Source organism: Streptomyces tagetis, from assembly GCF_018069565.1.
In the GTDB taxonomy this organism is placed as follows: domain Bacteria; phylum Actinomycetota; class Actinomycetes; order Streptomycetales; family Streptomycetaceae; genus Streptomyces; species Streptomyces tagetis.
On the sequence record NZ_JAGPNL010000005.1, the window covers coordinates 364,721 to 387,755 of the forward strand.

Consider the following 23,035-nt stretch of genomic DNA (forward strand, 5'->3'; position numbering starts at 1 on the left):
TGCTCACGCTCCCGTGGCGACGAGGACGACGGCGACCGTGAGGACGACGGTGCCGGCGAGCAGCGCGCTCACATAGGTCTGCACATTGCCGGTCTGGGCCCGGCGTACGGCGGCGCCGAGCAGGCGGGGCAGGAGGCCGGCCCCGCGTACGTAGGTGTCGACGACCTCGCGGTCGAGGAAGCGGACGAGGCTCGCCGCGGCCAGCACCGGGCGGACGAACAGCGTCGAGTACACGGCGTCCAGGTGGAAGCCTGCGGCGGCGTGCCGGTGCAGCGGGCCGAGCAGCAGCCGTCCGGGGTCGGAGGGGTCGGCGGCGGAGGCGATGTCGCCGTAGGCGGGGGTGTGGCTGGCGATGGCCTCGGCCTCCACCAGTGCGGCGTCGCCCTCCGGGTGGGCGGCGACGGCGCCCAGCGGTACGCGGGAGGCGAGCGCGGTGGTGTGCCGCCAGGCGGCATAGGTGACGATGCCGCCGACCAGGGCGACTCCGGTGCCGAGGACGGAGGTGGTGAGGGCGGGGGTGAGGTCCCGGCCGTCGAACCAGTCGGGCAGTACGCGGAAGGCGAGCCCGCCGAGGGCGAGGGAGGGGAGGGCGAGGACCCACAGGACGGCGTTCATGACGACCGGCTGGCGGCCGTGGTCGGGGGCCTCGGTGCCCCGTCCCCGGAAGGCCAGCAGCCACAGGCGCATCGCGTAGCCGGCGGTGAGCACGGCGGTGAGCAGGCCGGCGACGAGGACGGTCCAGCCCGCGGCGCCGGACGCGTGCGCGGTGTGGCCGGTGGCGGCGCGTTCGGCGGCGACGAGGACGGACTCCTTGGAGAAGAAGCCGCTGAAGGGCGGGATCGCGGCGAGCGCGAGCAGTGCCACGGTCGTCGTCCAGTAGGCGTCCGGGACCCGGTCGCGCAGGTTCCGCATGCGGGACATGGCGGCCAGGGAGTTGGTGCCGGCGGCGTGGATGATCACGCCGGCGGCGAGGAAGAGCAGCGCCTTGAAGGCGCCGTGGGTGAGGAGGTGGAAGACGGCGGCACCGCGGTCGCCGGCGGCGAGGGCGCCTGTCATGTAGCCGAGCTGGCCGATGGTCGAGTAGGCGAGGACGCGTTTGATGTCGTCCTGGGCGAGGGCGGCGAGCGCCGAGCCGACCATGGTGACGGCTGCCATGACGGCGAGGACGAGCATCGCGGCCGGGGACGCCTCGAAGAGCGGGAGGAGGCGGGCGACGAAGTAGACGCCGGCGGCGACCATCGTCGCGGCGTGGATCAGCGCGGAGACGGGGGTGGGGCCGGCCATCGCGTCCGGCAGCCAGGTGTGCAGCGGGAACTGCGCGGACTTGCCCGCCACACCGGCCAGGAGCAGCAGCGCGATGACGGTGGGGTGGTCGATCGACCCGTGCGCGACGGCGCCGAGGATCTTCGTGACACGGAACGAGCCGGCGTCGGTGGCCAGCGCGAACAGGCCGATCAGGAAGGGGACGTCGCCGAGCTTGGTGACGAGGAACGCCTTGAGGGAGGCGGCGCGCGCCTCGGGGGTCTCCCAGTAGTGGCCGACCAGGAAGTAGGAGCAGATGCCCATGACCTCCCAGCCGACCAGCAGCACCATCAGGTCGCCGGAGTAGACGACGAGGAACATCGCGGAGGTGAAGAGGGAGACGAGGGCCGCGTACGAGGGGTAGCGGGGGTCGTCGCGGAGGTAGCCCGTCGAGTAGACCTGCACGCAGGTGGCGACGCAGCCGACCAGCACGGCGACGAGGGCGGCGAAGCCGTCGACGTGCAGGGCGAGGGCGATGGGGACGGACCCGGTGGGGGTCAGCTCCGTGGCGGCGTCGACGGCGGCGCCTCCGCCCTGGCGGGCGGCGACCAGGGCGGCGAGGACCAGGGAGGCGAGGGTCGGCAGGACGGCGAGCGGCCTGACGAAGCCGGGCGCCGTACGGCCGAGCAGCAGGCCGGCGGCGGCCCCGAGGAAGGGCAGCAGCGGGACGAGGACGGCGAGGGTGGTCGTGGTCACGCGGTGGCCTCAGCCTTCTCGTCGGCCGTCCCGGCCGTGGGGGCGTCGGGGTCGGTGCCGTCCGGGCTCTCGGCGGTGTCGCGGAGCCGGTCGATGTCCGCGGTGCCGCGGTTGCGGTGGACGGCGAGGACGATGGCCAGGCCGATGCCGATCTCGGCGGCGGCGATGGCGATGGTGAACAGGGCGAGGGCCTGTCCGGAGTGCAGGGTGTCCTCGGCCGCCTTGGCGAGCCAGACGTCGAAGGCGACGAGGTTGAGGTTGACGGCGTTGAGCATCAGCTCGACCGACATGAGGACGAGGATCGCGTTGCGCCGGGCGAGGACTCCGTAGAGGCCGGTGCAGAAGAGGAGGGCGGAGAGGACGGCGGGATAGGCGAGGTGCATCAGCGGGCACCGCCCTTGCCGGGGTCACGGGGGGTGGGGGCGCCGGGGGCGGGATCGCCGGGGGCGGGGCCGGGGGCGGGGGCGGGGGCGGGAGTAGGGGCGTCGGGGGCGGGGGCGGGGCCGTCGGGGGCCTGGGGGGTCCCGGAGGGCGAGCCGGTGGCCGGTGGGCCGCTGTCCGGGGCCGGGCCGGAGCCCGGGGCCGGGCCGGAGGTCGGGGCCGGGCCGGAGGTCGGGGCCGGGCCGGAGCCCTGGGCCGGGGTGGTGCCCGGGGCCAGGGTGGTGCCCGGGGCCGGAGTGGCCCTCGCGGCGGCGCCGGTGGCCGGGCCGGTGGCGTCGTTCGGGCCGGTGGCCGGACCGGTGCCGGGGGTTCTGGCTCGTGGGCTTCCGGAGGTGGTGGCGGTCGGCGGGGTCGGGCCGGTTCCCGACGGGGTGGGGGCCGGGGCCGGTGAGGGGCCGGTCCGGGCAGGTCCCGCGGTGGTGCGGCGGGAGAGGACGATGGCGCCGACGAGGGCGGCGAGGAGGAGGACGGAGAGCGCCTCGAAGGGGAGCACCCAGTGCTGGAAGAGGCTCGCCCCGGTGACCCGGGTGGAGCCGGCGGCGGGCCCGTCCAGGTCTATCCGGACCGTGCGGAAGGCGTCGACGACGACCCAGACCAGGGCCGCCGCGGCGGCGAGGGCCACGGCGAGGGCGACCGGGCGGTTGCCGGAGTCGGCGTCGGGCGAGCGTCCGATGGGCGCCTTGGTGAGCATCAGGCCGAACAGGAGGAGGACGACTACGGAACCGACGTAGATGAGGACCTGCACCCAGGCGATGAACTCGGCGGTGAGCAGCAGGTACTCGACCGCGAGGCCGCCGAGGGCCACCACCAGCCACAGGGCGGCGTGGACGAGCTGCCGGGTGGTGACGGTGACGACGGCGGCGCCGAAGGTGACGAGCCCGACGAGGAGGAAGGTGATCTCGACGCCGGTCGGGGAGAGGAAGCCGGGGGCTTCGGCGGCCGTGGTCGCGGTGTCCGCCGTGAGGCGCGCGAGGGTCGCTGCGGGGGTCATTCCCGGCCCTCCTGCCGGTCGGTGTCCTGCTGGGCGGCGAGCTTGTCAGCCGTCTTGCGAGCGGCGGCCAGTTCCTTCGGCTCCTCCGCGCCGGGGTCGAGGGCCGGTGGCGCCGGGACCGTCCACATCCACTCGCGGAGCCGGTCCCGCTCGTGGGTGAGTTCGAGGATGTCCGTCTCGGCGTACTCGAACTCCGGGGACCAGAAGAGCGCGTCGAAGGGACAGACCTCGATGCAGATACCGCAGTACATGCAGAGGGAGAAGTCGATGGCGAAGCGGTCGAGGACGTTGCGGCTGCGCTCGCGTCCGCCGGGCGTGGCCGCGGGGACGGTCTCCTTGTGGGAGTCGATGTAGATGCACCAGTCGGGGCACTCGCGGGCGCAGAGCATGCAGACCGTGCAGTTCTCCTCGAACAGGCCGATCACGCCGCGGGTGCGCGGGGGCAGGTCGGGCTGGACGTCCGGGTACTGCTCGGTGACCGTCCTGCGGGTCATCGTGCGCAGGGTGACGGCGAGGCCCTTGGCCAGGCCGGAGCCGGGGATCGGGGCCATCAGAGGAACACCACCTTGACGACGCCGGTGAGGGCGATCTGGGCGAGGGCGAGGGGGACGAGGAGGGTCCAGGAGAGTTTCTGGAGCTGGTCCTCGCGCAGCCGCGGGTAGGTGACGCGCAGCCAGATCACGACGAAGGCGAGGAGGGCCGCCTTCAGCAGGGTCCACACCCAGCCGAGGCCGTCCGCGCCCCAGGGGCCGTGCCAGCCGCCCAGGAAGAGGACGGTGGTCAGGCCGCACAGGACGACGATCCCGGCGTACTCGGCGAGCAGGAAGAGGGCGAAGCGCAGGCCGGTGTACTCGGTGTACGCGCCGAAGATGATCTCGGAGTCGGCGACCGGCATGTCGAAGGGCGGGCGCTGGAGTTCGGCCAGTCCGGCGACGAAGAAGACGATCGCGCCGACGAGCTGCCACGGCAGCCACCACCAGGTGAAGGCGTCGAGGATGCCCGGGAGTGAGACGGTGCCGGCCGCCATGGCCACGGAGGCGGCGGCGAGCAGCATCGGGAGTTCGTAGGCGAGGAGCTGGGCCGCGGTGCGCAGGGCGCCCAGGAGGGAGAACTTGTTGGCGGAGGCCCAGCCGGCCATGAGCGAGCCGAGGACGCCGACGCCCATGACGGCGAGGACGAAGAAGATGCCGGCGTCGACCACCTGGCCGACGGCGCCTTCGCCGGGGCCGACGGGGATGACGAGGAGCACGAGGAGGTAGGGCAGCAGCGCGACGGCGGGGGCGAGTTGGAAGACACGCCGGTCCGCTTCCGCGGGGACGATGTCCTCCTTCTGCGCGAACTTCACGCCGTCCGCGACGAGCTGGGCCCAGCCGTGGAAGCCGCCCGCGTACATCGGGCCGACGCGGCCCTGCATGTGGGCCATCACCTTGTGCTCGGTCTGGCCGACGAGCAGGGGGAAGGTGAGGAAGACGGCGAGGACGACGAGGAGGCGCAGGGTGACGTCCAGTACGTCGTTCACCGCGGGCCTCCAGGGGGGTTCGGCCGGTTCTCGTCGGGGGTCGGAGTGGTGGTGCCGGGCTCGTCGGCCGGGGCGGGCTCGTGGGCCGGGGCGGGCTGCTCGGCCGGGGGGTCCGTGCGCTCGGGCGGCGCCTCGGGTGCGGTCTCGGGCCCGGCCTCCGGTCCGGTCTCGGGCCCGGTCAGCGGTCCGGCGTCGGGTCCGGCCTCCGGTTCGTCGAAGGCGGGGCGGGCGTGGTGCCAGGGGGCGTCCGCGCTGCGGGGTACGACGGGGGCGGTACGGGGGGCGGGGGCTCCCGAGCCGGTGCCGGTGTCAGTGCCGGCCCCCGTGTCCGAGCCGGTGCCGGTCGGCGTCTCCTTGCCGGTCTCCTCCGTCTTCGCCGCGCGCTGGCTCGCCGAGCCCTCGCTCGCGCTGCGGGAACGCCGGGGTGTCTGGCTCGCCGAGCCCTCCGAGGCGCTGCGGGTGCGCCGGGGGGCGGTCGCCGCCGGGGGCGTCTGGCCGGTGGAGCCTTCCGCGGCCGAGCGGGTGCGGCGGGCGGGGCGCTCCCCCGCCGTACGGCCGGCGCCGCGGGCCGTGGCCGGGGGGAGCTGGCCCTTGAGAGGGCCCCATTCGTTGGGGTCGGGGACGCCCGGGGGGAGCATCTGGCGGCGCCGGGGGCCGCCGTGCTCGGACTCGCCGGGTTCCTTCGCGCCGGGCCACGCCTTGGCGACCCGGGCGGCGAGGACGAAGTCCTTGCGCAGCGGGTGGCCCTCGAAGCCCTCGGGGAGCAGCAGGTGGTCCAGCCCGGGGTGGCCCTCGAAGACGACGCCGAACATCTCGTGGGTCTCGCGTTCGTGCCAGCCTGCGCCCGCGTACACGCCGACGGCGGTGGGCAGGACGGGGGCCTCGTGCGGGACCGTGGTGCGCAGCAGCAGTTTGCGCACCGGGGCGAGGGCGGCGAGGTGCGCGGCGACGCGCATCCCGGTGCCCGGTTCGTCGACCGCGCTCAGCCAGTCGAAGTAGGTGCAGCCCAGCCGGTCGCGGGCGGTCTCCAGGGCGCTGATCCACTCCGCCGCCGGGACGTCCACGCACAGGACGTCGTACGACTCCTCGGCCACGGCCTCCGGTCCGAAGAGCGTGGTGACGGCCTCGGGCAGCCAGCCGGCCGCGCTCATCGCGCCTCCCCCGAGCCGGAATCCGAGCCGGTATCCGCACCACCAGGACCCGCACCACCGGAATCCCCACCACCAGAACCCAAACCACCGGAACCCGCACCAAGACTCCCCCCGCCCCCCGCCCCCGGCGGCGCGACCAGCCCGCTCTGGAGGGCCGCCGCCGACGGGCGGGACGCGGAGGTGCCGTACCGCTCGCCGAGCGACTCCCGCGCGATCTTCTCCTGGAGTTTCAGGATGCCCTGGAGCAGCGCCTCGGGCCGGGGCGGGCAGCCGGGGACGTAGACGTCGACGGGGAGGATCTGGTCGACGCCCTTGGTGACGGAGTAGGAGTCCCAGTACGGGCCGCCGCAGTTGGAGCAGGCGCCGAAGGAGATGACGTACTTCGGCTCGGGCATCTGCTCGTAGAGGCGTTTGATCGCCGGGGCCATCTTGTCGGTGACCGTGCCGGAGACCACCATCAGGTCGGCCTGCCGGGGGCCCGGCGCGAAGGGGATGACGCCGAGGCGGATGAAGTCGTGCCGGGCCATCGACGCGGCGATGAACTCGATGGCGCAGCAGGCGAGGCCGAAGTTGAAGACCCAGAGCGAGTAGCGGCGGCCCCAGTTGAGGACGACCTTCATCGGTTCGGGGGCCAGGCGGGAGAGCACGCCGAGCCGCTGGGGCTCCGGCAGCGGCACCGGACCGGCGGGATCGGGCCGCGCGGCCCCGGGGTTCACGCCCACGACAGGACGCCCTTCTTGTATGCGTACAGCAGGCCCACGGTCAGGAAGCCGAGGAAGACGAACATCTCCACGAGCATCGTCGCCCCGTACCCGGGGTCGGCGAAGACCGTGGCCCAGGGGAAGAGGAAGATCGAGTCGACGGCGAAGACGACGTAGAGGAAGGCGTAGACGTAGTACCGGACCTGGGTGTGGGCCCAGCCCTCGCCGACCGGGTCGACGCCGCACTCGTAGGTGAGGAGCTTCTCCGGGGTGGGGACCACGGGCCGCAGCAGGCGGCCGGCCCCGAAGGCGACGGCGACGAAGAGCACGCCGAGGACGGCGAGCACTCCGACGACCGAGTAGGACGGGAAGTACCCCGCCGCGAGCACGGTGGTCGCGGCGCCGGCGGGCCCGTCGCCGGCGGTCGGTTGCGGCACGTCCGTCCCTCCCTGTCCCGGAGGCGTGTCGCCCGGCCGTGTGGCGCGGGCGCGAACGCCGCCGTGTCGACGATCTGTCCGACACGGGAGTCTAGGGCCTGTTAAAGAGACGGTAAGCAGCCCGTCGGGACCCTTCGGGGCCGGGGTGGGGTTTTCCTCAGGGCGGCCCGGCGGCCCACCTCATGGCGCGGTGGCGCGCGGCACGGCACGCTGGCACGTATGACCGAACGCCACTCGACCTCCCCCTTCGCCGGGTCCGCCGGGTCCGCCGGGTCCGCCGGGTCCGCCGGTAACACTGACGGCGGCGCGCTGCCGCCGGCCCGGCTCGCCTACGACGCGCACACCTGGAGGGAGATCGCCCACCTGCTGGCGAACCTCCCGATGGCGCTGATCGGTTTCGTCTACACCATCACGATGGTGCTGGTCGGTTTCGGTCTGACGTTCACGGTGATCGGTCTGCCGCTGCTGGCGGCGGGGCTGCTGGGGTCCCGGCAACTGGGCAAGCTGGAGCGGGCGCGGGCCCGGTCGCTGCTCGGGGTGCGGGTGGAGGAGCCGAGCGCGGTACCGCTGCGGCGCGCGGGCGGTTTCCTGCCCCGGCTCTGGCTGGGGCTGAAGGACCCGGTGGGCTGGCGCACGGTGCTGTACGACCTGATGCGGCTGCCGTGGGGCATCCTCACCTTCACGGTGACGCTCGTCTCGCTGTTCGTGCTCTGGCCGGTGCTGCCGTTCCTGGCGCGGGGTCTGGCCAACGTGGACCGGGCGATGGTGCGGGCGCTGTTGTCGCCCTCGGACGAGCTGGAGCGGCGGATCGCCGAGCTGGAGTCGGACCGGGGCGTGGTGGTGGACACCGCCGCCGCCGACCTGCGCCGTATCGAACGCGACCTGCACGACGGAGCCCAGGCCCGCCTGGTCAACCTGGCGATGGGGCTGGGTCTGGCCAAGGAGAAGCTGCTGGAGGACCCGGACGCCGCGGCCCGGATGGTGGACGAGGCGCACGGCGAGGTGAAGCTCGCACTCCAGGAGCTGCGGGACCTGGCCCGGGGCATCCATCCCGCCGTCCTCACCGACCGCGGGCTCGACGCGGCCCTCTCCTCCGTCGCCTCCCGCTGCACCGTCCCCGTCTCCGTCACCGTCGACCTCGCCGAACGCCCCGCCGCCGCCATCGAGGGCATCGCCTACTTCACCGTCTCCGAACTCCTCCAGAACGTCAGCAAGCACAGCGGGGCGAGGACGGCCTCGGTGGAGGTGTGGCGTACGGAGGAACGGCTGCTGTTGCAGGTGGGCGACGACGGGCGCGGGGGCGCGCGGCTGGAGGGCGGTACCGGGATGCGCGGGCTCGCGGACCGGCTGGGCGCGGTCGACGGGCTGTTCGTCGTCAGCTCGCCGGAGGGCGGTCCGACGGTGGTGACGGCCGAGCTGCCGTGGCGCGACCGCGTGGAGTCCGACGCGGCCCCCGCCGGCCACTGACGACCGGCCGCCGGCCCTCGCCGGACACCCGCACCACGTGACCCTGCGTCGGCCGACCGGCGGCCCGCCCCCGTCCCGCCCGCCCGGGACCGGGGCCTCCCGCACACGTGCCCCGCCACCCCCGCCACCCCCGCTCCCCCGCTCCCCCGCCCCCAAGGTGGGGAAAACCCCCCTCCCGAGACGCCGACGGGCTCCATGGCCCGACGGCCGCCGGAAGAGGAGGGTGAAGGCACGGCAGCACCGCCGCGAGGACCACGAGGACCGAGGACAGGGAAGAGGGACGGCGCCGATGGCCACGGAGTACGGACAGGGTTACGGGCTCGGGAGCGGGTCCGGCCACGCCGGGGACCCCGGTGCGCGCCGGCACCTGCTGCCCGCCTGGTTGCGGGCGCCGTTCGAGGGGCGGAGCTGGCGGGAGTACGGGTACGTGCTGCTGAGCCTGCCGCTCGGCGTCCTCTTCTTCACGTACGCCGTCACGATGGTGTCCCTCGGGGCGGGTCTGCTGGTGACGTTCCTGGGCGTGCCGGTGCTGGCGGCGGGGCTGGCCGGCTGCCGGGGGCTCGGGGCGCTGGAGCGGGCGCGGGCGCGCGCGCTGCTGGGTCTGCGGGTGGACGAGCCGGAGCCGCTGCGGGTGCGCAAGCCGGGCGCGATGGCCTGGATGGGGGCGGTCCTCAAGAGCGGCGCGTCCTGGCGGAGCCTGCTGTACGCGGTGGTGCAGTTCCCGTGGGCGGTGTTCTCGTTCTGCGTCGCGGTGACCTTCTGGTCGGTCGGCTGGACGATGCTCACCTACCCGCTGTGGTTCTGGGTCTTCCCCGCCTACGCCGGCCAGGACGGCATCCAGCTCTACGGCGACGGGACGCACCAGGTGTACCTGGACAACCCGTTCGAGGTCACCGTCACCGCGCTGGCCGGTCTGCTGGTCACGCTGGCGACCCCCTGGATCGTCCGGGCGCTGACGGCGGTGGACGGGCTGCTGGTGTACGGGCTGCTCGGCCCGTCGCCGCTGGCCACGCGCGTGGTGGAGCTGGAGTCGGACCGGGGCGTGGTGGTGGACACCGCCGCCGCCGACCTGCGCCGCATCGAACGCGACCTGCACGACGGAGCCCAGGCCCGCCTGGTCGGCCTGGCGATGGACCTCGGCCTGGCCAAGGAGAAGCTCCGGGAGGACCCGCACGCCGCCGCCCGCATGGTCGACGACGCCCACGGCGAGGTGAAGACCGCGCTCCAGGAGCTGCGCGATCTGGCCCGGGGCATCCACCCCGCCGTCCTCACCGACCGCGGACTCGACGCGGCCCTCTCCTCCGTCGCCTCCCGCTGCACCGTCCCCGTCACCGTCACCGTCGACCTCACCGAACGCCCCGCCGCCGCCATCGAGGGCATCGCCTACTTCACCGTCTCCGAACTCCTCCAGAACGTCAGCAAGCACGCGCGTGCCGCGTCGGCCGCCGTCGACGTGTGGCGTGCGGAGGACCGGCTCCTGCTCCAGGTCGTGGACAACGGCGTGGGAGGTGCCCGCGTCAGTCCGGGGTCCGGTCTCGCGGGGCTGGCGGAGCGGCTCGGCGCGGTGGACGGCGTCCTCGTGGTGGACTCGCCGCCCGGCGGGCCGACCCGGGTGACGGCCGAGCTGCCCTGGCGGACCGAGCCGCTGCCACGCTGACGCCGAGGAGACCGCCCCGGCCGGCGGGGTCCCCCTCCCCCGGGGACCCCGGCTCCGTACGAGCCAACCGGCGCCCCCGGCTCCGTACCAGCCGAAACCGGCCACCGAACGCCCGAAGCCGGACCGGCGTCCCGCTCCGCACCCCCCGCCCGTTGTCCTCGCACCGTCCGGCCCGCGATGCTGGAATGCTGGACCCGTCGCCCCCGGCGGTGGGTGGACGCGGCGCGGGCCGCGTCGGCCGCCGGGCGGACGGAGCCGGGCTGTGGGGGACGTGATCGTGGAGGACAGGGTGCGAGTGGTCATCGCCGAGGACTCGGTGCTGCTCAGAGAGGGGCTGACCCGGTTGCTGACCGACCGGGGCCACGAGGTCGTGGCCGGGGTCGGGGACGGCGAGGCGCTGATCAAGACCATCACGGAGCTGGACGCCGACGGCATGCTGCCGGACGTGGTGGTGGCGGACGTACGGATGCCGCCGACCCACACCGACGAGGGCGTACGGGCCTCGGTGCAGCTCCGCAAGGCCCACCCGGAGCTGGGCGTGCTGGTGCTGTCCCAGTACGTCGAGGAGCGCTACGCCACCGAACTGCTCGCCGGCTCCAGCCGAGGGGTCGGCTACCTGCTCAAGGACCGGGTGGCCGAGGTGCGCGAGTTCGTGGACGCGGTGGTGCGCGTGGCGCGGGGCGGCACGGCGCTCGACCCGGAGGTGGTGGCGCAGCTCCTGGGCCGCAGCCGCAAGCAGGACGTGCTTGCCGGGCTGACCCCCCGGGAGCGGGAGGTGCTGGGGCTGATGGCGGAGGGCCGGACCAACTCGGCGGTCGCCCGGCAGCTCGTGGTGAGCGACGGCGCGGTGGAGAAGCACGTCAGCAACATCTTCCTGAAGCTGGGCCTGTCCCCGAGCGACGGCGACCACCGGCGGGTGCTGGCCGTCCTCACCTACCTCAGGTCCTGAAGCGCCGTCCGGGACCCCGCCGCCGCCCCGGTCCGCCGGGCCGCGCGCGGCGGCGGGGCCCCGGGCGGCGTCCCTGCGTGTGAGGCGCCGCGGCCCGCACCCGGGCCGGGTGGCCGGGCGGCGTGACCGGGGGCCCGCGCGCCGCGTCCATTCCTGCGAATGTCCACCGGAAGCCGGGCCTCTCGGACGTAGGGTTGATCCGGGCCGGTCGTGGAGGCCGGTCCTGGGACAGCCGCCTCTAGGGAGGTCCACTTCAGTGACCAGCCAGGTCAGCAGCCCAGCGGAGCAGGCCGACGGAACCGTCGTGGGAGAGCAGCGCAAACCGGTGGGGACGAAGGACGTCCGCCGGCTGGACCGGGTGATCATCAGGTTCGCGGGCGACTCGGGCGACGGTATGCAGCTCACCGGCGACCGCTTCACCTCGGACACGGCGTCCTTCGGGAACGACCTGTCGACGCTGCCGAACTTCCCGGCCGAGATCCGGGCCCCCGCCGGCACCCTGCCGGGGGTCTCGTCCTTCCAGCTCCACTTCGCCGACCACGACATCCTCACCCCGGGCGACGCGCCGAACGTGCTGGTCGCCATGAACCCGGCCGCGCTCAAGGCGAACATCGGCGACATGCCGAGCGGCGCGGAGATCATCGTCAACACGGACGAGTTCACCAAGCGCGCATTGCAGAAGGTGGGTTACGCGGCCTCCCCGCTGGAGGACGGCTCGCTGGAGGCGTACCGGCTGCACCCGGTGCCGCTGACCACCCTGACGCTGGAGGCGCTCAAGGAGTTCGACCTCAGCCGCAAGGAGGCCGAGCGCAGCAAGAACATGTTCGCGCTGGGCCTGCTGAGCTGGATGTACCACCGGCCGACCGAGGGCACCGAGCGGTTCCTGAAGACGAAGTTCGCCAAGAAGCCGGACATCGCCGAGGCCAACATCGCCGCCTACCGGGCCGGCTGGAACTTCGGGGAGACCACGGAGGACTTCGCCGTCTCCTACGAGGTGGCGCCGGCCTCGACGGCCTTCCCGCCCGGCGTCTACCGCAACATCTCGGGCAACCTGGCGCTGGCCTACGGCCTGATCGCCGCGTCCCGCCAGGCCGATCTGCCGCTCTTCCTCGGCTCGTACCCGATCACCCCGGCCTCGGACATCCTGCACGAGCTGTCCCGGCACAAGAACTTCGGCGTGCGCACCTTCCAGGCCGAGGACGAGATCGCGGGCATCGGCGCGGCGCTCGGGGCGGCGTTCGGCGGTTCGCTGGCGGTGACGACGACGTCCGGGCCGGGGGTCGCGCTCAAGAGCGAGACGATCGGGCTCGCCGTCTCGCTGGAGCTGCCGCTGCTGGTCGTGGACATCCAGCGCGGCGGCCCCTCCACCGGCCTGCCCACCAAGACCGAGCAGGCCGACCTGCTCCAGGCGATGTACGGGCGCAACGGCGAGGCGCCGGTCCCGGTCGTCGCCCCGCGCACCCCGGCCGACTGCTTCGACGCGGCGCTGGAGGCGGCCCGGATCGCCCTGACGTACCGGACCCCGGTCTTCCTGCTCTCCGACGGCTACCTGGCCAACGGCTCCGAGCCCTGGCGCGTGCCCGAGCCGGACGAGCTGCCGGACCTCTCGGTGCGGTTCGCGCGGACGCCGAACCACACCCTGGAGGACGGCACCGAGGTCTTCTGGCCGTACAAGCGCGACCCCGAGACGCTGGCCCGCCCCTGGGCGGTGCCCGGCACGCCGGGCCTGGAGCACCGCATCGGCGGCATCGAGAAGCAGGACGGCACGGGGAACATCTCCTACGACCCGGCCAACCACGACTTCATGGTCCGCACCCGGCAGGCCAAGGTCGACGGCGTCGACGTCCCCGACGTCGAGGTCGACGACCCGGACGGCGCCCGCACCCTCGTGCTGGGCTGGGGCTCGACCTACGGCCCCGTCACCGCCGCCGTGCGCAGGCTGCGCGCCGCCGGCGAGCCCATCGCCCAGGCCCACCTGCGCCACCTCAACCCCTTCCCGCGCAACCTCGGCGAGGTCCTGCGCCGGTACGACAGGGTGGTGGTCCCGGAGATGAACCTCGGCCAGCTCGCCCTGCTGGTCCGGGCGAGGTACCTGGTCGACGCCCGCTCGTACCACCAGGTCAACGGGATGCCGTTCAAGGCGGAGCAGCTCGCCGCGGTCCTGAAGGAGGCCATCGATGGCTGAGACGACCACCACCGCCCCGGTCGCCGCCGAGGCGCTCTCCCTCGTCCCGAAGGCCGAGGGACGGCAGTCCATGAAGGAGTTCAAGTCGGACCAGGAGGTGCGCTGGTGCCCCGGCTGCGGGGACTACGCGGTCCTCGCCGCCGTCCAGGGCTTCCTGCCCAGCCTCGGCCTGGCCCGGGAGAACATCGTCTTCGTCTCCGGCATCGGCTGCTCCTCCCGCTTCCCGTACTACATGAACACCTACGGGATGCACTCCATCCACGGCCGGGCCCCGGCCATCGCCACCGGGCTCGCCACCTCGCGCCGGGACCTGTCGGTGTGGGTGGTCACCGGGGACGGCGACGCGCTCTCCATCGGCGGCAACCACCTCATCCACGCCCTGCGCCGCAATGTGAACCTCAAGATCCTGCTGTTCAACAACCGGATCTACGGCCTGACCAAGGGCCAGTACTCCCCCACCTCGGAGACCGGGAAGATCACCAAGTCGACGCCGATGGGCTCCCTGGACGCGCCCTTCAACCCGGTGTCGCTGGCGCTGGGCGCGGAGGCGTCTTTCGTCGCGCGCACCGTCGACTCCGACCGCAAGCACCTCACCGAGGTGCTGCGCCAGGCCGCCGAGCACCCCGGCACGGCCCTGGTGGAGATCTACCAGAACTGCAACATCTTCAACGACGGCGCCTTCGAGGTGCTCAAGGACCGGGAGCAGGCCGAGGAGGCGGTGATCCGGCTGGAGCACGGGCAGCCGATCCGCTTCGGCGCCGACGGTGCCAAGGGCGTCGTCCGCGACCGCGACACCGGCGACCTGCGGGTGGTCGCGGTGACCCCTCAGAACGAGGCGGAGGTCCTGGTCCACGACGCGGGCGCCGCCACGCCCACCACGGCGTTCGCCCTCTCCCGGCTCGCCGACCCGGACACCCTGCACCACACGCCGATCGGGGTGTTCCGCTCCGTCGAACGGCCGGTCTACGACACGCTCATGGCCGACCAGGTCGACGCGGCCGTGGAGCGGCACGGCAAGGGCGACCTGTCGGCGCTGCTCTCCGGCAACGACACCTGGACGGTCGTCGGCTGAGCGCGGCGGCGGTTCACGAGGCCCGGGGCGTCGCGTCCCGGGCCTCGTCGTAGGCCCGGCGGGCCCGGTCCACGTCGGCCATCCGCCGCTCGGTCCACCGGGCGAGCGCCCGCACCTGGTGGGCGGCCTCGCGGCCGAGGGGGGTGAGGGAGTAGTCGACGCGGGGCGGGATGACCGGGTGGGCCTCGCGGTGGACCAGTCCGTCGCGCTCCAGGGTCTGGAGGGTCTGGGTGAGCATCTTCTCGCTCACCTCGCGGCCGGTCCGGCCGACCGCCCGGCGCAGCTCGCCGAAGCGCAGCCCCCGCTCCAGCAGCTCGATCAGCACCAGCACGCCCCAGCGGCTGGTGACGTGCTCCAGGACGAGCCGGTACGGGCAGAGCGCCTCGCCGGCGCGCGGGTCACTTACGGCCATGTGGGTACCTTACTCAAAAGTGGGTACTTACTTTTGGAAAGCGCCCCTCCTAGGGTCGGAGACACCGCATCCTCCCTAGGAGTCCCCTCACCATGAGCACCCCGAGCAGCCCTACGAACCTCTCGAACCCCACGAGCCCCACGAGCCCCACGAGCCCCACGAGCCCCACGAGCATCGTCGTCACCGGAGCCACCGGACACCTCGGCCGCCACGTCGTGGACCAGTTGCTGGAGAAGGTGCCCGCCGACCGGGTCACCGCCGTCGTCCGCGACGCCGGCAAGGGCGCGGACCTCGCCGCCCGGGGGGTGCGCCTCGCGGTCGCCGACTACGACGCCCCGGAGACCTTCGAGGGCCTGTTCGCGCCCGGCGACCGGGTGCTGCTCATCTCCGGCAACGAGGTCGGCGGGGACCGCCCCCGGCAGCACGCCACGGTGATCGACGCCGCCCGCGCCGCCGGGGTCGCCCTGCTCGCCTACACCAGCGCGCCCGCCTCCCTCACCGCCGCGCTCGCCGACGACCACCGCGCCACCGAGGAGGCGCTGACCGCCTCCGGCGTCCCGTACGTCCTGCTGCGCAACGGCTGGTACCACGAGAACTACACCGAGCGCCTCGCCCCGGTCCTGGAGCACGGCGCGGTGGTGCACGCGGCCGGCGAGGGCCGGATCTCCTCCGCCTCCCGCGCCGACTACGCGGCGGCGGCCGTCGCCGTGCTGACCGGCGAGGGCCACGAGAACCGCGCCTACGAACTGGGCGGCGACACCGCCTGGGACTTCGCCGAGTACGCCGCCGAGCTGAGCCGGCAGACCGGCCGCGAGATCGTCGCCACCCCGGTCTCCGTCGAGGCGTACACCGGCATCCTGGCCGGGGCCGGGCTGCCCGCGCCGCTGGCCGCCGTCCTCGCGGGCGTGGACGCCTCCATCGAGAAGGGCGAACTGGTCGTCACCACCGGCGACCTCTCCCGGCTGGCCGGCCGCCCCACCACCCCGCTCGCGGAGGCGGTCCGGGAGGCCCTCGCCGACTGAGCGCCCCCGCGTGCGTCCGGCGCACCCCCGTACGCTCCCACAGCCCCCTGTCATGACCGTAGGGCACCACGGGTATGACAGGGGGCCGGGGGCGGCGCTACCTTCGTTCGTGGCATGCGTCCGTACCCGTGTGTCGGTGGCGAGAGGGAGGTGCCCGTGGCCGGGTCGTCCAGGAGTGAACAGCGAATAGGTCTGCTGAACGGCGTCGCGGCATACGGGATGTGGGGGCTCGTCCCCCTCTTCTGGCCCGTGCTCAAGCCCGCGGGCGCCGCGGAGGTCCTGGCCCACCGGATGGTGTGGTCCCTCGGCTTCGTCGCCGTCGCCCTGCTCGTCGTCCGGCGCTGGGCCTGGGCCGGCGAACTGCTGCGGCAGCCGCGCAAGCTGGGCCTGTCCGCCGTCGCCGCCGCGGTCATCACCGTGAACTGGGGCGTCTACATCTGGTCGGTGAACAACGGCCACGTCGTCGAGGCGTCGCTCGGCTACTTCATCAACCCGCTGGTGACGATAGCCCTCGGCGTGCTGCTCCTGAAGGAACGGCTGCGGCCCCTGCAATGGGCGGCGGTCGGGACCGGGTGCGCGGCCGTGATCGTGCTCACCATCGGCTTCGGCCGGCCGCCCTGGATCTCGCTCTGCCTCGCCTTCTCCTTCGGCACGTACGGGCTGGTGAAGAAGAAGGTCAACCTCGGCGGGGTCGAGTCGCTCGCCGCCGAGACCGCCATCCAGTTCCTGCCCGCCCTCGGCTACCTGCTCTGGCTCGGCGCGTCCGGCGGGTCGACCTTCACCACCGAGGGCACGGGCCACGCCCTGCTGCTCGCCTCGACCGGCATCGTCACCGCCCTGCCGCTGGCCTGCTTCGGCGCGGCGGCGATCCGGGTGCCGCTGTCCACGCTGGGCCTGCTCCAGTACCTGGCGCCGGTCTTCCAGTTCACGCTCGGCGTCTTCTACTTCCGCGAGGCGATGCCGACCGAGCGCTGGGCCGGGTTCGCGCTGGTCTGGGTGGCGCTGACCGTGCTCACCTGGGAGGCCCTGCACACCGCCCGCCGCTCGGCACGGACCCTGGCGGAACGGCTGGAGGGACCCGGCGGGGCGGTCCTGCCCGGAGGCCCGGGTGGCGCGGCCCGCGAGGCGGGGATCGTGGCGTCGGGGACGACGGGGGCGGCCGAGCCCGCCACGGAGGCGGGGGCCGCTTCGGGGGTGACGGCCGCTTCGGGTGCCGCGCCCGCCCCGGGCGGCTGCCCCGGACCCGACCCGCTCGACGCCCCGGCTGTGAAGCCGTAGCACCGTCGTGCCGCAGTGCCCTCGTCGACGCCCCGGACCGGACCCGTACGCCCAGGCCAGCTATTCGCGTTGTCGGGTACGGATCTTGAGTTGCGGCCGTACCCGCTGGAGCCCCCGGACGCGGGAAGCCCCCGACTACGACCACCCAGCACGGGCAGCCAGAAGCCCCACCCACGCGCCTCGGGGAAAAAGCGCGGCGGAACGGGGCTCGTTCTGGAGGTGCCTTCAAGGGCATCAGTCCTGGTCCGCATCCAGACACTCAGGACATGTGACGGCTCGCTGCCACTCGGCCACCTCGCCGGCGGCGCCGCATGCCGGCTTTGCCTCGCTGAGCCGGTGAACGGTCAGCACGTCGTCCCCGACCGTGCCCGTCAGTTCGCCAGTGGGCGCCAGGAGGTCACCGTCATCGGTCGTGGTCACTGGGGACACTCCAAGTGCCGGTACCGAACGGCCAGGCCGCGTGAGGCTTGCCGGAGTTCCACCCGGCGGCAGGGTTCAAGCGACTTGATCCGCTGTGCGCAGACGGGGCACGTCTCCCCCGAGGGCGCATAGGTCGTGTACTCACCCTGTCTCGCGTCGGTGTCAGCCTCGGCGCGCTGGGGACTTCCAAGAAGCCTGGTTGTAGCTTTGGGCATTGTCGTCAACCTCCTACCGGTTGCCGGCCACGCCCCCGGACGTCCACCGCGTCGCGGGGGTCTGACCGTTCGGCACGTGGGTCGCGCCGCCTGAAGATCTTCAGCCGGACAGGACCCGTCCGGGAACCGCGAACGGGGAACCCCGCAAGCCCATTTGGGGAACCCCTCTGCAGCACCGGGACTACCCTGGGACGGGATCACTTCCGTCCCTCCAAGGTGGTGGCGCTCATGGACGATTGCGACACACGGCGCATCGGATACTCGCTGACGATCCCTGACACGCTGCTACAGAGCGATGCCATGCGCAGAGCCTGCGCGACCCATGACTTTCAGGAGATCTTCCGTCTCGTCAACAGACGCACGGGCTCCAGTTACGCAGTGATGGCTGCCGCAGTCGGCAAGATGACCAGTTCACGCGTGAGTGATGTGATCCGTGGTGTACGGAGAATTCGCGGGCAGCAAGTGATCGAGCGCGTAGCTGACGGCTTCGGCATCCCCGGCGAAATGCTTGGGTTACCCCGACGGCCGTGGGAGGGTTCCCCGGAAAAAGTTCACCTGCCTCACTCGACGACTTACTCTGATCCAAGTCGAGAGGCAGCGGGCACAGCGCGTCTTCTCCCACAGAGCGACGAAGGAACTCTTACTGCCACTCATTCCGGTGTACTTCTGATCTCGGTATGGATCGGGGGGAGAAAACAGATCGTGCCCATCAGCCGGCGAACCCTGATGACTGGCGCGATCGGCGCCGCCCTACAAGCAGCGGACCCGGTGCTGTTTCCGGCACCCGTCAGCGAACCCAACCCAGTCTGCGCACCGTATCCGAAGCTCGACGCAACCCGCATCGAAGCAGCGATAGAGCATCTCCGAGACATGTGGCATTCCCTTGTCCGGGCCGATAATCTCTTCGGCCCACGGCACGCTCTCACGTCAGTGCGCCAACAACTATCCATCCTCGAATCGCTTCTGGAATACACCAGAGGAACGCAGCGCTCCGAGCTCCTCAGACTTGCCGCACAATACGCCGAGTCCGCTGCGTGGCTGTATGAAGACTCGGCAGACATGCCGAACGCCACCAGGTGGACCAGTCAGGCCATGGAATGGGCAACCGAGTCCGGCGATCAACCCATGCTGACATGGACACTCTTCCGAAAGAGCCAGCAGGCCACCACGAAGAAGAATGCGGCACAGGCCATCAGCCTCGCTCAGGCTGCTCAGCGAAACAGCACCGCCCTTACACGACCCATGCGAGCGGCTGCCATACAGCAGGAAGCGCAGGGGTATGCATTGGATGCGGACGAGGTTTCCTGCCATACCCGTCTGGACGATGCCCACGACTTTGCCGCCTCGCCGGACACAAAGGGAGATGCCCGCGCTGGGCACGGAGATTTCTGTACAGCAAGTTACATCGAGATTCAGCGCGCCAATTGCTGGCTCACTCTCGGTCGCCCTGACCGGGCCGTCCCGCTTTTTGAAGCAGCGCTCGACGAGCTTCCCGACGCCTACCAGCGCGACAGAGGTCTCGCACAGGCACGCCTGGCACTTGCGTACGTGGGAACACGAGAGTATGACTCGGCGGCAGCGAAAGCCGCCTCCGCACTGAGCATCGCACGCAGTTCCGGATCATTGCGCACGATGCACGAGACGGTGTCCGCGATTAACGCACTCGGGGAAGTTCATACATCACAGGCAGTGTCTCAACTATTTGACACCATTGAGGAAGAGGGGAATTTCTGAGGTGGCGAACGCGGACGAGGCGGCGGCCATGCGTCGCGCAATCGCGATCTCGGCACAGGGACTGGGATCAACCAGTCCGAACCCGCCTGTCGGCTGTGTCATTCTCGACAGCGAGGGCCGGACCGCCGGTGAGGGCTATCACGTACGCAAAGGTGAATCACATGCCGAGGTCAATGCGCTTAGCGCCGCCGGGAAACGGGCAGAGGGCGGAACGGCCGTCGTCACACTGGAACCATGCAATCACCATGGCCGTACACCACCATGCCGCGAGGCTTTGATCCATGCGAACGTAGCGAGAGTGCTTATTGCCGTAATGGACCCGACTTCTCGCGGTGAAGGCGGGGCAGCTCTTCTGCGGAGGGCCGGAGTAGAAGTCGAACAGGATTTTCTGGCAGATGAGGCACTTCTGGTTCTGAGCACTTGGCGAGCCTCCCTTGAAAATGGCCGCCCCTTTATTACGTGGATCTACGAAGCGGGCGAGGACGGGAAACCCGGCCTTAGTTCCGCACAAGGTGTCGCTCTTGGAGAAGTGGATTCACTCCGGGGATCTTACGATCTCGTGATCAGTCAGGAAGGCGGTATCGAAGAAGGAGTGCCAGGAGGGCACGGCAACGAAGTATTCCATCTTCCGCATGGACCACTGAGCACTGATTTCGATAAAATGTTGGAACTGCTCAGCAATACAGGGGCACGGTCTATTTTGCTATCCGGTGCAGCCGATCAGTTTTCTCGCATCGCTTCAGCAGGAATGGTTGACCAGGTGATCTCCTATCTGCCGCGAACATCGCCCTCTTGGGCGCCCAGGGAAGACATCGGCAGGGTTACCGCATTTCCCGATGGATACCGACTGACCGACGTTACCCGAATGGCATCACGTGTCCGCCTGACGGGACGTAGAACTTAGCAGTCTAGGGGTTAGGGATTTTCGCATGCCGCCATTTGGTGAATCTTCCCCGCGCAAACGGCGGTAGCTGCGGCGCAAGTTTTTTTACCTCCCTTCCGTTCTTTTACGGAGTGAGGGCCTTCCATCCACACTCTGAGCTGGCCAGATGGAGGCATAGGACGGCGTAGACGAGGCTGGTGATACGGGTGGTTGAGCACAGCAGTTTGCCGAGGAGCCGCCAGGACTTGATGGCGACGGCCTGCTCGACCTGGGCCCAGATCTTCGCGTGGGAGCGGTTGACGGCCTGCTGACTTGTGGAAAGCGTCTCCCAAGGACCTCGGTAGGGGACACGGACGGTACCTCCGGCACCTCGGTACCCATTGTCCGCCCAGCATCTGATGTCGGCCTCGGCGAGAGTGCTGATGATGCCGTGCTCGCGGGCGGCCCGGAGGTCGTGGATGGCACCGGGTGGGGCCAGCGAGGCCCACAGAAGACGACCGCGGGGGTCAGTCAGGATCTGCACGTTCATCCCGTGTCTCTTGTGCTTTCCCGAGTAAAAGGGCTGGTCGGCCGCGATCCGGTCGATCGGCAGGAGTGTGCCGTCCAGCAGCACGAACGCCTTCGTCGATGCGCTCCGTGCCACCTCTACGCATCTGTGCCGACATGGCGGATGGCACGGTAACTACTTAGCGTGACGTACCCGTTCACACATCTGACTCGTACAACTGAGTGGAAGCGAACGCCACTGGCGCACCCGCCTCCAAGACATCCGTTGACCCCAACCCAAGCAGGGGGAAGCAGTGCAGCCCGAACCCATCCGACCCGCGGTGGACATCCGCATTCGCGGACTCCGAGTGACCATGCAGCGCGTGCCCGTGAGGCTGTTGACGCTGCTGACGGCTACGGCATGCTCGGGGTTCACAGTGTGGATCACGGAGCTTATTCAACGTAGTCGCTGATCAGGTGAGGGGATCGGTGCCCGCAACGCACAAGGCCACCACGCCGTTGAGGGAGGCGTTCTACGTCTCCCTCAACGGCGCGGGAGCCTCGTCGCTTGCCTATCCCTCGGCACTCGGCCTGCCTCATGTTCTGACCGAGCGGGTCACCATGCTCATCGTCACCCGGGAGGGTGACCGCCGCTGCTACTTCCCACCGCACCATCGTGCCCTGGTCGGCCGGGTGTACTTGCGCCGACACGACCCCCTGGCTCGGGTCGCGGCCGGCTTCGGGTGTTATGCACGCGTTCGAACTCGCCTGGCACGTCCTCACCAAGAAGGCTCGCCCGTTGGTGAAAGCGCGCATCAGGAAGATGCGTACGGGCATGGTCCTCGGAGTGATGGCTGACCCGGACGGGAACGAGTTCTGCGTTCGCTGCGGGCCGACCCGGCGCGGCGCGGCCTGAGGGTGTTTCGTCGGTCTCCGATATGCGGGGTGCGATGGCCGGTTGGTGGCCTTGACGGGGTGTCAGCTCTGGTCACACCATCCTCGCGTCCCCTCCCATGCGAGTCCCGTCCGGGACTTCCCAGGAATCCGGAGCCCCCACATGAAGCTGTCGCTCTCCGGGCGTGCGCTGACGGCTGGTGCCGTCGCCGCCGTCACCCTGTTGGCCGGCACCACCGCGGCGGGCGCGGCCACCGCCCCCGAGCCCGCCGCACCGGCCGCCGCCGCGCCCGACATATCCGTGGCCAACGTCAAGGCGCACCTGACCCGGTTCCAGTCCATCGCCGCGGCCAACGGCGGCAACCGCGCCCACGGCCGCACCGGCTTCCGGGCCTCCCTCGACTACGTGAAGGCCCAGCTCGACGCGGCCGGCTTCACCACCACCGTCCAGCAGTTCACGTCCTCCGGGCGCACCGGCTACAACCTCGTCGCGGACTGGCCCGGCGGCGACACGAACAAGGTTGTCATGCTCGGGTCACACCTGGACAGCGTCGCCGCCGGACCCGGCATCAACGACAACGGCTCCGGTTCGGCCGCCATCCTGGAGACCGCCCTCACCGTGGCCCGCGCCGGTCACCACCCCGCCAAGCACCTGCGCTTCGCCTGGTGGGACGCCGAGGAACTGGGCATGGTCGGCTCCCGCCACTACGTCTCCACCCTCTCCGCCACCGAACGCGCGAAGATCGGCGGCTACCTGAACTTCGACATGATCGGCTCGCCCAACCCCGGGTACTTCGTCTACGACGACGACCCCGTGATCGAGAAGACCTTCAAGGACTACTACGCCGGCCTCGGCATCCCCACCGAGATCGAGACCGAGGGTGACGGCCGCTCCGACCACGCCCCCTTCAAGAACGCGGGCGTCCCCGTCGGCGGCCTCTTCAGCGGCGCCGACTACCGCAAGACCGCCGCGCAGGCCGCCAAGTGGGGCGGTACGGCGGGCCGGGCCTTCGACCCCTGCTACCACTCCTCCTGCGACACCGTCGCCAACATCGACGACACGGCCCTGGACCGCAACAGCGACGCCATCGCCTACGCGGTCTGGAAGCTCACCGCGTAGCGA

General features: G+C 71.4%; 19 protein-coding genes and 3 pseudogenes. 11 read left to right on the plus strand and 11 right to left on the minus strand.

Annotation, left to right across the window (positions count from 1 at the left end; translation table 11 throughout):
* Positions 1 to 3: 3 nt before the first annotated feature.
* From J5Y05_RS20020 to J5Y05_RS20055, 8 genes and pseudogenes are all read right to left on the minus strand, one after another.
* A complete protein-coding gene (locus J5Y05_RS20020; protein WP_210874394.1) occupies positions 4 to 1,998 on the minus strand; it encodes an NADH-quinone oxidoreductase subunit 5 family protein in 1,995 nt (664 codons plus the stop codon).
* On the minus strand, positions 1,995 to 2,381 hold the full coding sequence (nuoK, locus tag J5Y05_RS20025) for an NADH-quinone oxidoreductase subunit NuoK (RefSeq protein ID WP_210874395.1): 387 nt from the start codon (positions 2,379 to 2,381) through the stop codon (positions 1,995 to 1,997). The genes J5Y05_RS20020 and nuoK overlap by 4 nt, the downstream gene beginning before the upstream one ends.
* A 476-nt stretch (positions 2,382 to 2,857) precedes the next feature.
* Positions 2,858 to 3,430, minus strand: a pseudogene (locus J5Y05_RS20030) (NADH-quinone oxidoreductase subunit J family protein); the annotation flags it as partial.
* Complete coding sequence (locus tag J5Y05_RS20035; RefSeq protein ID WP_210874396.1) at positions 3,427 to 3,981, minus strand: NuoI/complex I 23 kDa subunit family protein; 555 nt, start codon at positions 3,979 to 3,981, stop codon at positions 3,427 to 3,429. The gene J5Y05_RS20035 and the pseudogene J5Y05_RS20030, both read right to left, overlap by 4 nt.
* A complete protein-coding gene (locus J5Y05_RS20040; RefSeq protein WP_210874397.1) occupies positions 3,981 to 4,949 on the minus strand; it encodes a complex I subunit 1/NuoH family protein in 969 nt (322 codons plus the stop codon). Before J5Y05_RS20040 ends, J5Y05_RS20035 begins: the two co-directional genes overlap by 1 nt.
* Positions 4,946 to 6,100 (minus strand): NADH-quinone oxidoreductase subunit C, encoded by a 1,155-nt coding sequence (locus tag J5Y05_RS20045; protein ID WP_210874398.1) that lies wholly within the window; start codon positions 6,098 to 6,100, stop codon positions 4,946 to 4,948. Before J5Y05_RS20045 ends, J5Y05_RS20040 begins: the two co-directional genes overlap by 4 nt.
* Positions 6,097 to 6,822, minus strand: coding sequence for an NADH-quinone oxidoreductase subunit B (locus J5Y05_RS20050; protein ID WP_372450505.1), 726 nt, complete (start codon positions 6,820 to 6,822; stop codon positions 6,097 to 6,099). Before J5Y05_RS20050 ends, J5Y05_RS20045 begins: the two co-directional genes overlap by 4 nt.
* Positions 6,813 to 7,238, minus strand: coding sequence for an NADH-quinone oxidoreductase subunit A (locus J5Y05_RS20055; RefSeq protein WP_210874399.1), 426 nt, complete (start codon positions 7,236 to 7,238; stop codon positions 6,813 to 6,815). Before J5Y05_RS20055 ends, J5Y05_RS20050 begins: the two co-directional genes overlap by 10 nt.
* Before the next feature lie 219 nt (positions 7,239 to 7,457).
* Between J5Y05_RS20055 and J5Y05_RS20060 the strand changes: the two genes are divergently transcribed.
* The 5 genes from J5Y05_RS20060 to J5Y05_RS20080 all read left to right on the plus strand — a co-directional run bounded on the left by J5Y05_RS20060 (position 7,458) and on the right by J5Y05_RS20080 (position 14,568).
* Entirely contained in the window at positions 7,458 to 8,705 is a 1,248-nt protein-coding gene (locus J5Y05_RS20060) for a sensor histidine kinase (protein ID WP_210874400.1), read from the plus strand.
* Between the two features lie 289 nt (positions 8,706 to 8,994).
* Entirely contained in the window at positions 8,995 to 10,362 is a 1,368-nt protein-coding gene (locus tag J5Y05_RS20065) for a sensor histidine kinase (RefSeq protein ID WP_210874401.1), read from the plus strand.
* A 289-nt stretch (positions 10,363 to 10,651) separates the two neighbouring features.
* Positions 10,652 to 11,311 (plus strand): response regulator, encoded by a 660-nt coding sequence (locus J5Y05_RS20070; RefSeq protein WP_504740156.1) that lies wholly within the window; start codon positions 10,652 to 10,654, stop codon positions 11,309 to 11,311.
* 256 nt (positions 11,312 to 11,567) lie between these two features.
* A complete protein-coding gene (locus tag J5Y05_RS20075; protein WP_210874402.1) occupies positions 11,568 to 13,496 on the plus strand; it encodes a 2-oxoacid:acceptor oxidoreductase subunit alpha in 1,929 nt (642 codons plus the stop codon).
* Complete coding sequence (locus J5Y05_RS20080) at positions 13,489 to 14,568, plus strand: 2-oxoacid:ferredoxin oxidoreductase subunit beta (RefSeq protein ID WP_210874403.1); 1,080 nt, start codon at positions 13,489 to 13,491, stop codon at positions 14,566 to 14,568. The genes J5Y05_RS20075 and J5Y05_RS20080 overlap by 8 nt, the downstream gene beginning before the upstream one ends.
* 13 nt (positions 14,569 to 14,581) lie before the next feature.
* On the opposite strand, the gene J5Y05_RS20085 is transcribed toward J5Y05_RS20080, so the two are convergent.
* A complete protein-coding gene (locus J5Y05_RS20085; RefSeq protein ID WP_210874404.1) occupies positions 14,582 to 14,980 on the minus strand; it encodes a winged helix-turn-helix transcriptional regulator in 399 nt (132 codons plus the stop codon).
* Between the two features lie 92 nt (positions 14,981 to 15,072).
* Here J5Y05_RS20085 and J5Y05_RS20090 point away from each other — a divergent pair, with 92 nt between their 5' ends.
* Complete coding sequence (locus J5Y05_RS20090; RefSeq protein WP_210874405.1) at positions 15,073 to 16,002, plus strand: SDR family oxidoreductase; 930 nt, start codon at positions 15,073 to 15,075, stop codon at positions 16,000 to 16,002.
* A 156-nt stretch (positions 16,003 to 16,158) separates the two neighbouring features.
* Positions 16,159 to 17,280 (plus strand): EamA family transporter RarD, encoded by a 1,122-nt coding sequence (rarD, locus tag J5Y05_RS20095; RefSeq protein WP_210874406.1) that lies wholly within the window; start codon positions 16,159 to 16,161, stop codon positions 17,278 to 17,280.
* A gap of 234 nt (positions 17,281 to 17,514) precedes the next feature.
* Here rarD and J5Y05_RS20100 read toward each other — a convergent pair whose 3' ends face one another.
* Complete coding sequence (locus J5Y05_RS20100; protein WP_210874407.1) at positions 17,515 to 17,700, minus strand: hypothetical protein; 186 nt, start codon at positions 17,698 to 17,700, stop codon at positions 17,515 to 17,517.
* Between the two features lie 443 nt (positions 17,701 to 18,143).
* Here J5Y05_RS20100 and J5Y05_RS31940 point away from each other — a divergent pair, with 443 nt between their 5' ends.
* Both J5Y05_RS31940 and ribD read left to right on the plus strand, forming a co-directional pair.
* Complete coding sequence (locus tag J5Y05_RS31940) at positions 18,144 to 19,649, plus strand: NsdA family TPR-like regulatory protein (RefSeq protein ID WP_247614958.1); 1,506 nt, start codon at positions 18,144 to 18,146, stop codon at positions 19,647 to 19,649.
* A 1-nt stretch (position 19,650) separates the two neighbouring features.
* The gene (gene ribD / locus J5Y05_RS20110; RefSeq protein ID WP_307854003.1) at positions 19,651 to 20,553 is read left to right on the plus strand and encodes a bifunctional diaminohydroxyphosphoribosylaminopyrimidine deaminase/5-amino-6-(5-phosphoribosylamino)uracil reductase RibD; all 903 of its coding nucleotides are present in this window, start codon (positions 19,651 to 19,653) and stop codon (positions 20,551 to 20,553) included.
* A gap of 103 nt (positions 20,554 to 20,656) precedes the next feature.
* On the opposite strand, the pseudogene J5Y05_RS20115 reads toward ribD, so the two are convergent.
* Positions 20,657 to 21,166, minus strand: a pseudogene (locus tag J5Y05_RS20115) (transposase family protein); the annotation flags it as partial.
* A 473-nt stretch (positions 21,167 to 21,639) separates the two neighbouring features.
* Between J5Y05_RS20115 and J5Y05_RS20120 the strand changes: the two are divergent.
* Positions 21,640 to 21,762: pseudogene (locus J5Y05_RS20120) on the plus strand (IS5/IS1182 family transposase); the annotation flags it as partial.
* A 313-nt stretch (positions 21,763 to 22,075) separates the two neighbouring features.
* On the plus strand, positions 22,076 to 23,032 hold the full coding sequence (locus J5Y05_RS20125; protein ID WP_210874408.1) for a M28 family metallopeptidase: 957 nt from the start codon (positions 22,076 to 22,078) through the stop codon (positions 23,030 to 23,032).
* The last annotated feature ends 3 nt before the right edge of the window (positions 23,033 to 23,035 follow it).

Coding starts and splice junctions, on each gene's coding strand:
- nuoK (WP_210874395.1), bottom strand. CDS start 2,381: ATGCACCTCGCCTATCCCGCCGTCCTCTCCGCCCTCCTCTTCTGCACC.
- J5Y05_RS20035 (WP_210874396.1), bottom strand. CDS start 3,981: ATGGCCCCGATCCCCGGCTCCGGCCTGGCCAAGGGCCTCGCCGTCACC.
- J5Y05_RS20045 (WP_210874398.1), bottom strand. CDS start 6,100: ATGAGCGCGGCCGGCTGGCTGCCCGAGGCCGTCACCACGCTCTTCGGA.
- J5Y05_RS20060 (WP_210874400.1), top strand. CDS start 7,458: ATGACCGAACGCCACTCGACCTCCCCCTTCGCCGGGTCCGCCGGGTCC.
- J5Y05_RS20065 (WP_210874401.1), top strand. CDS start 8,995: ATGGCCACGGAGTACGGACAGGGTTACGGGCTCGGGAGCGGGTCCGGC.
- J5Y05_RS20080 (WP_210874403.1), top strand. CDS start 13,489: ATGGCTGAGACGACCACCACCGCCCCGGTCGCCGCCGAGGCGCTCTCC.
- J5Y05_RS20085 (WP_210874404.1), bottom strand. CDS start 14,980: ATGGCCGTAAGTGACCCGCGCGCCGGCGAGGCGCTCTGCCCGTACCGG.
- J5Y05_RS20090 (WP_210874405.1), top strand. CDS start 15,073: ATGAGCACCCCGAGCAGCCCTACGAACCTCTCGAACCCCACGAGCCCC.
- J5Y05_RS31940 (WP_247614958.1), top strand. CDS start 18,144: ATGGACGATTGCGACACACGGCGCATCGGATACTCGCTGACGATCCCT.
- J5Y05_RS20125 (WP_210874408.1), top strand. CDS start 22,076: ATGAAGCTGTCGCTCTCCGGGCGTGCGCTGACGGCTGGTGCCGTCGCC.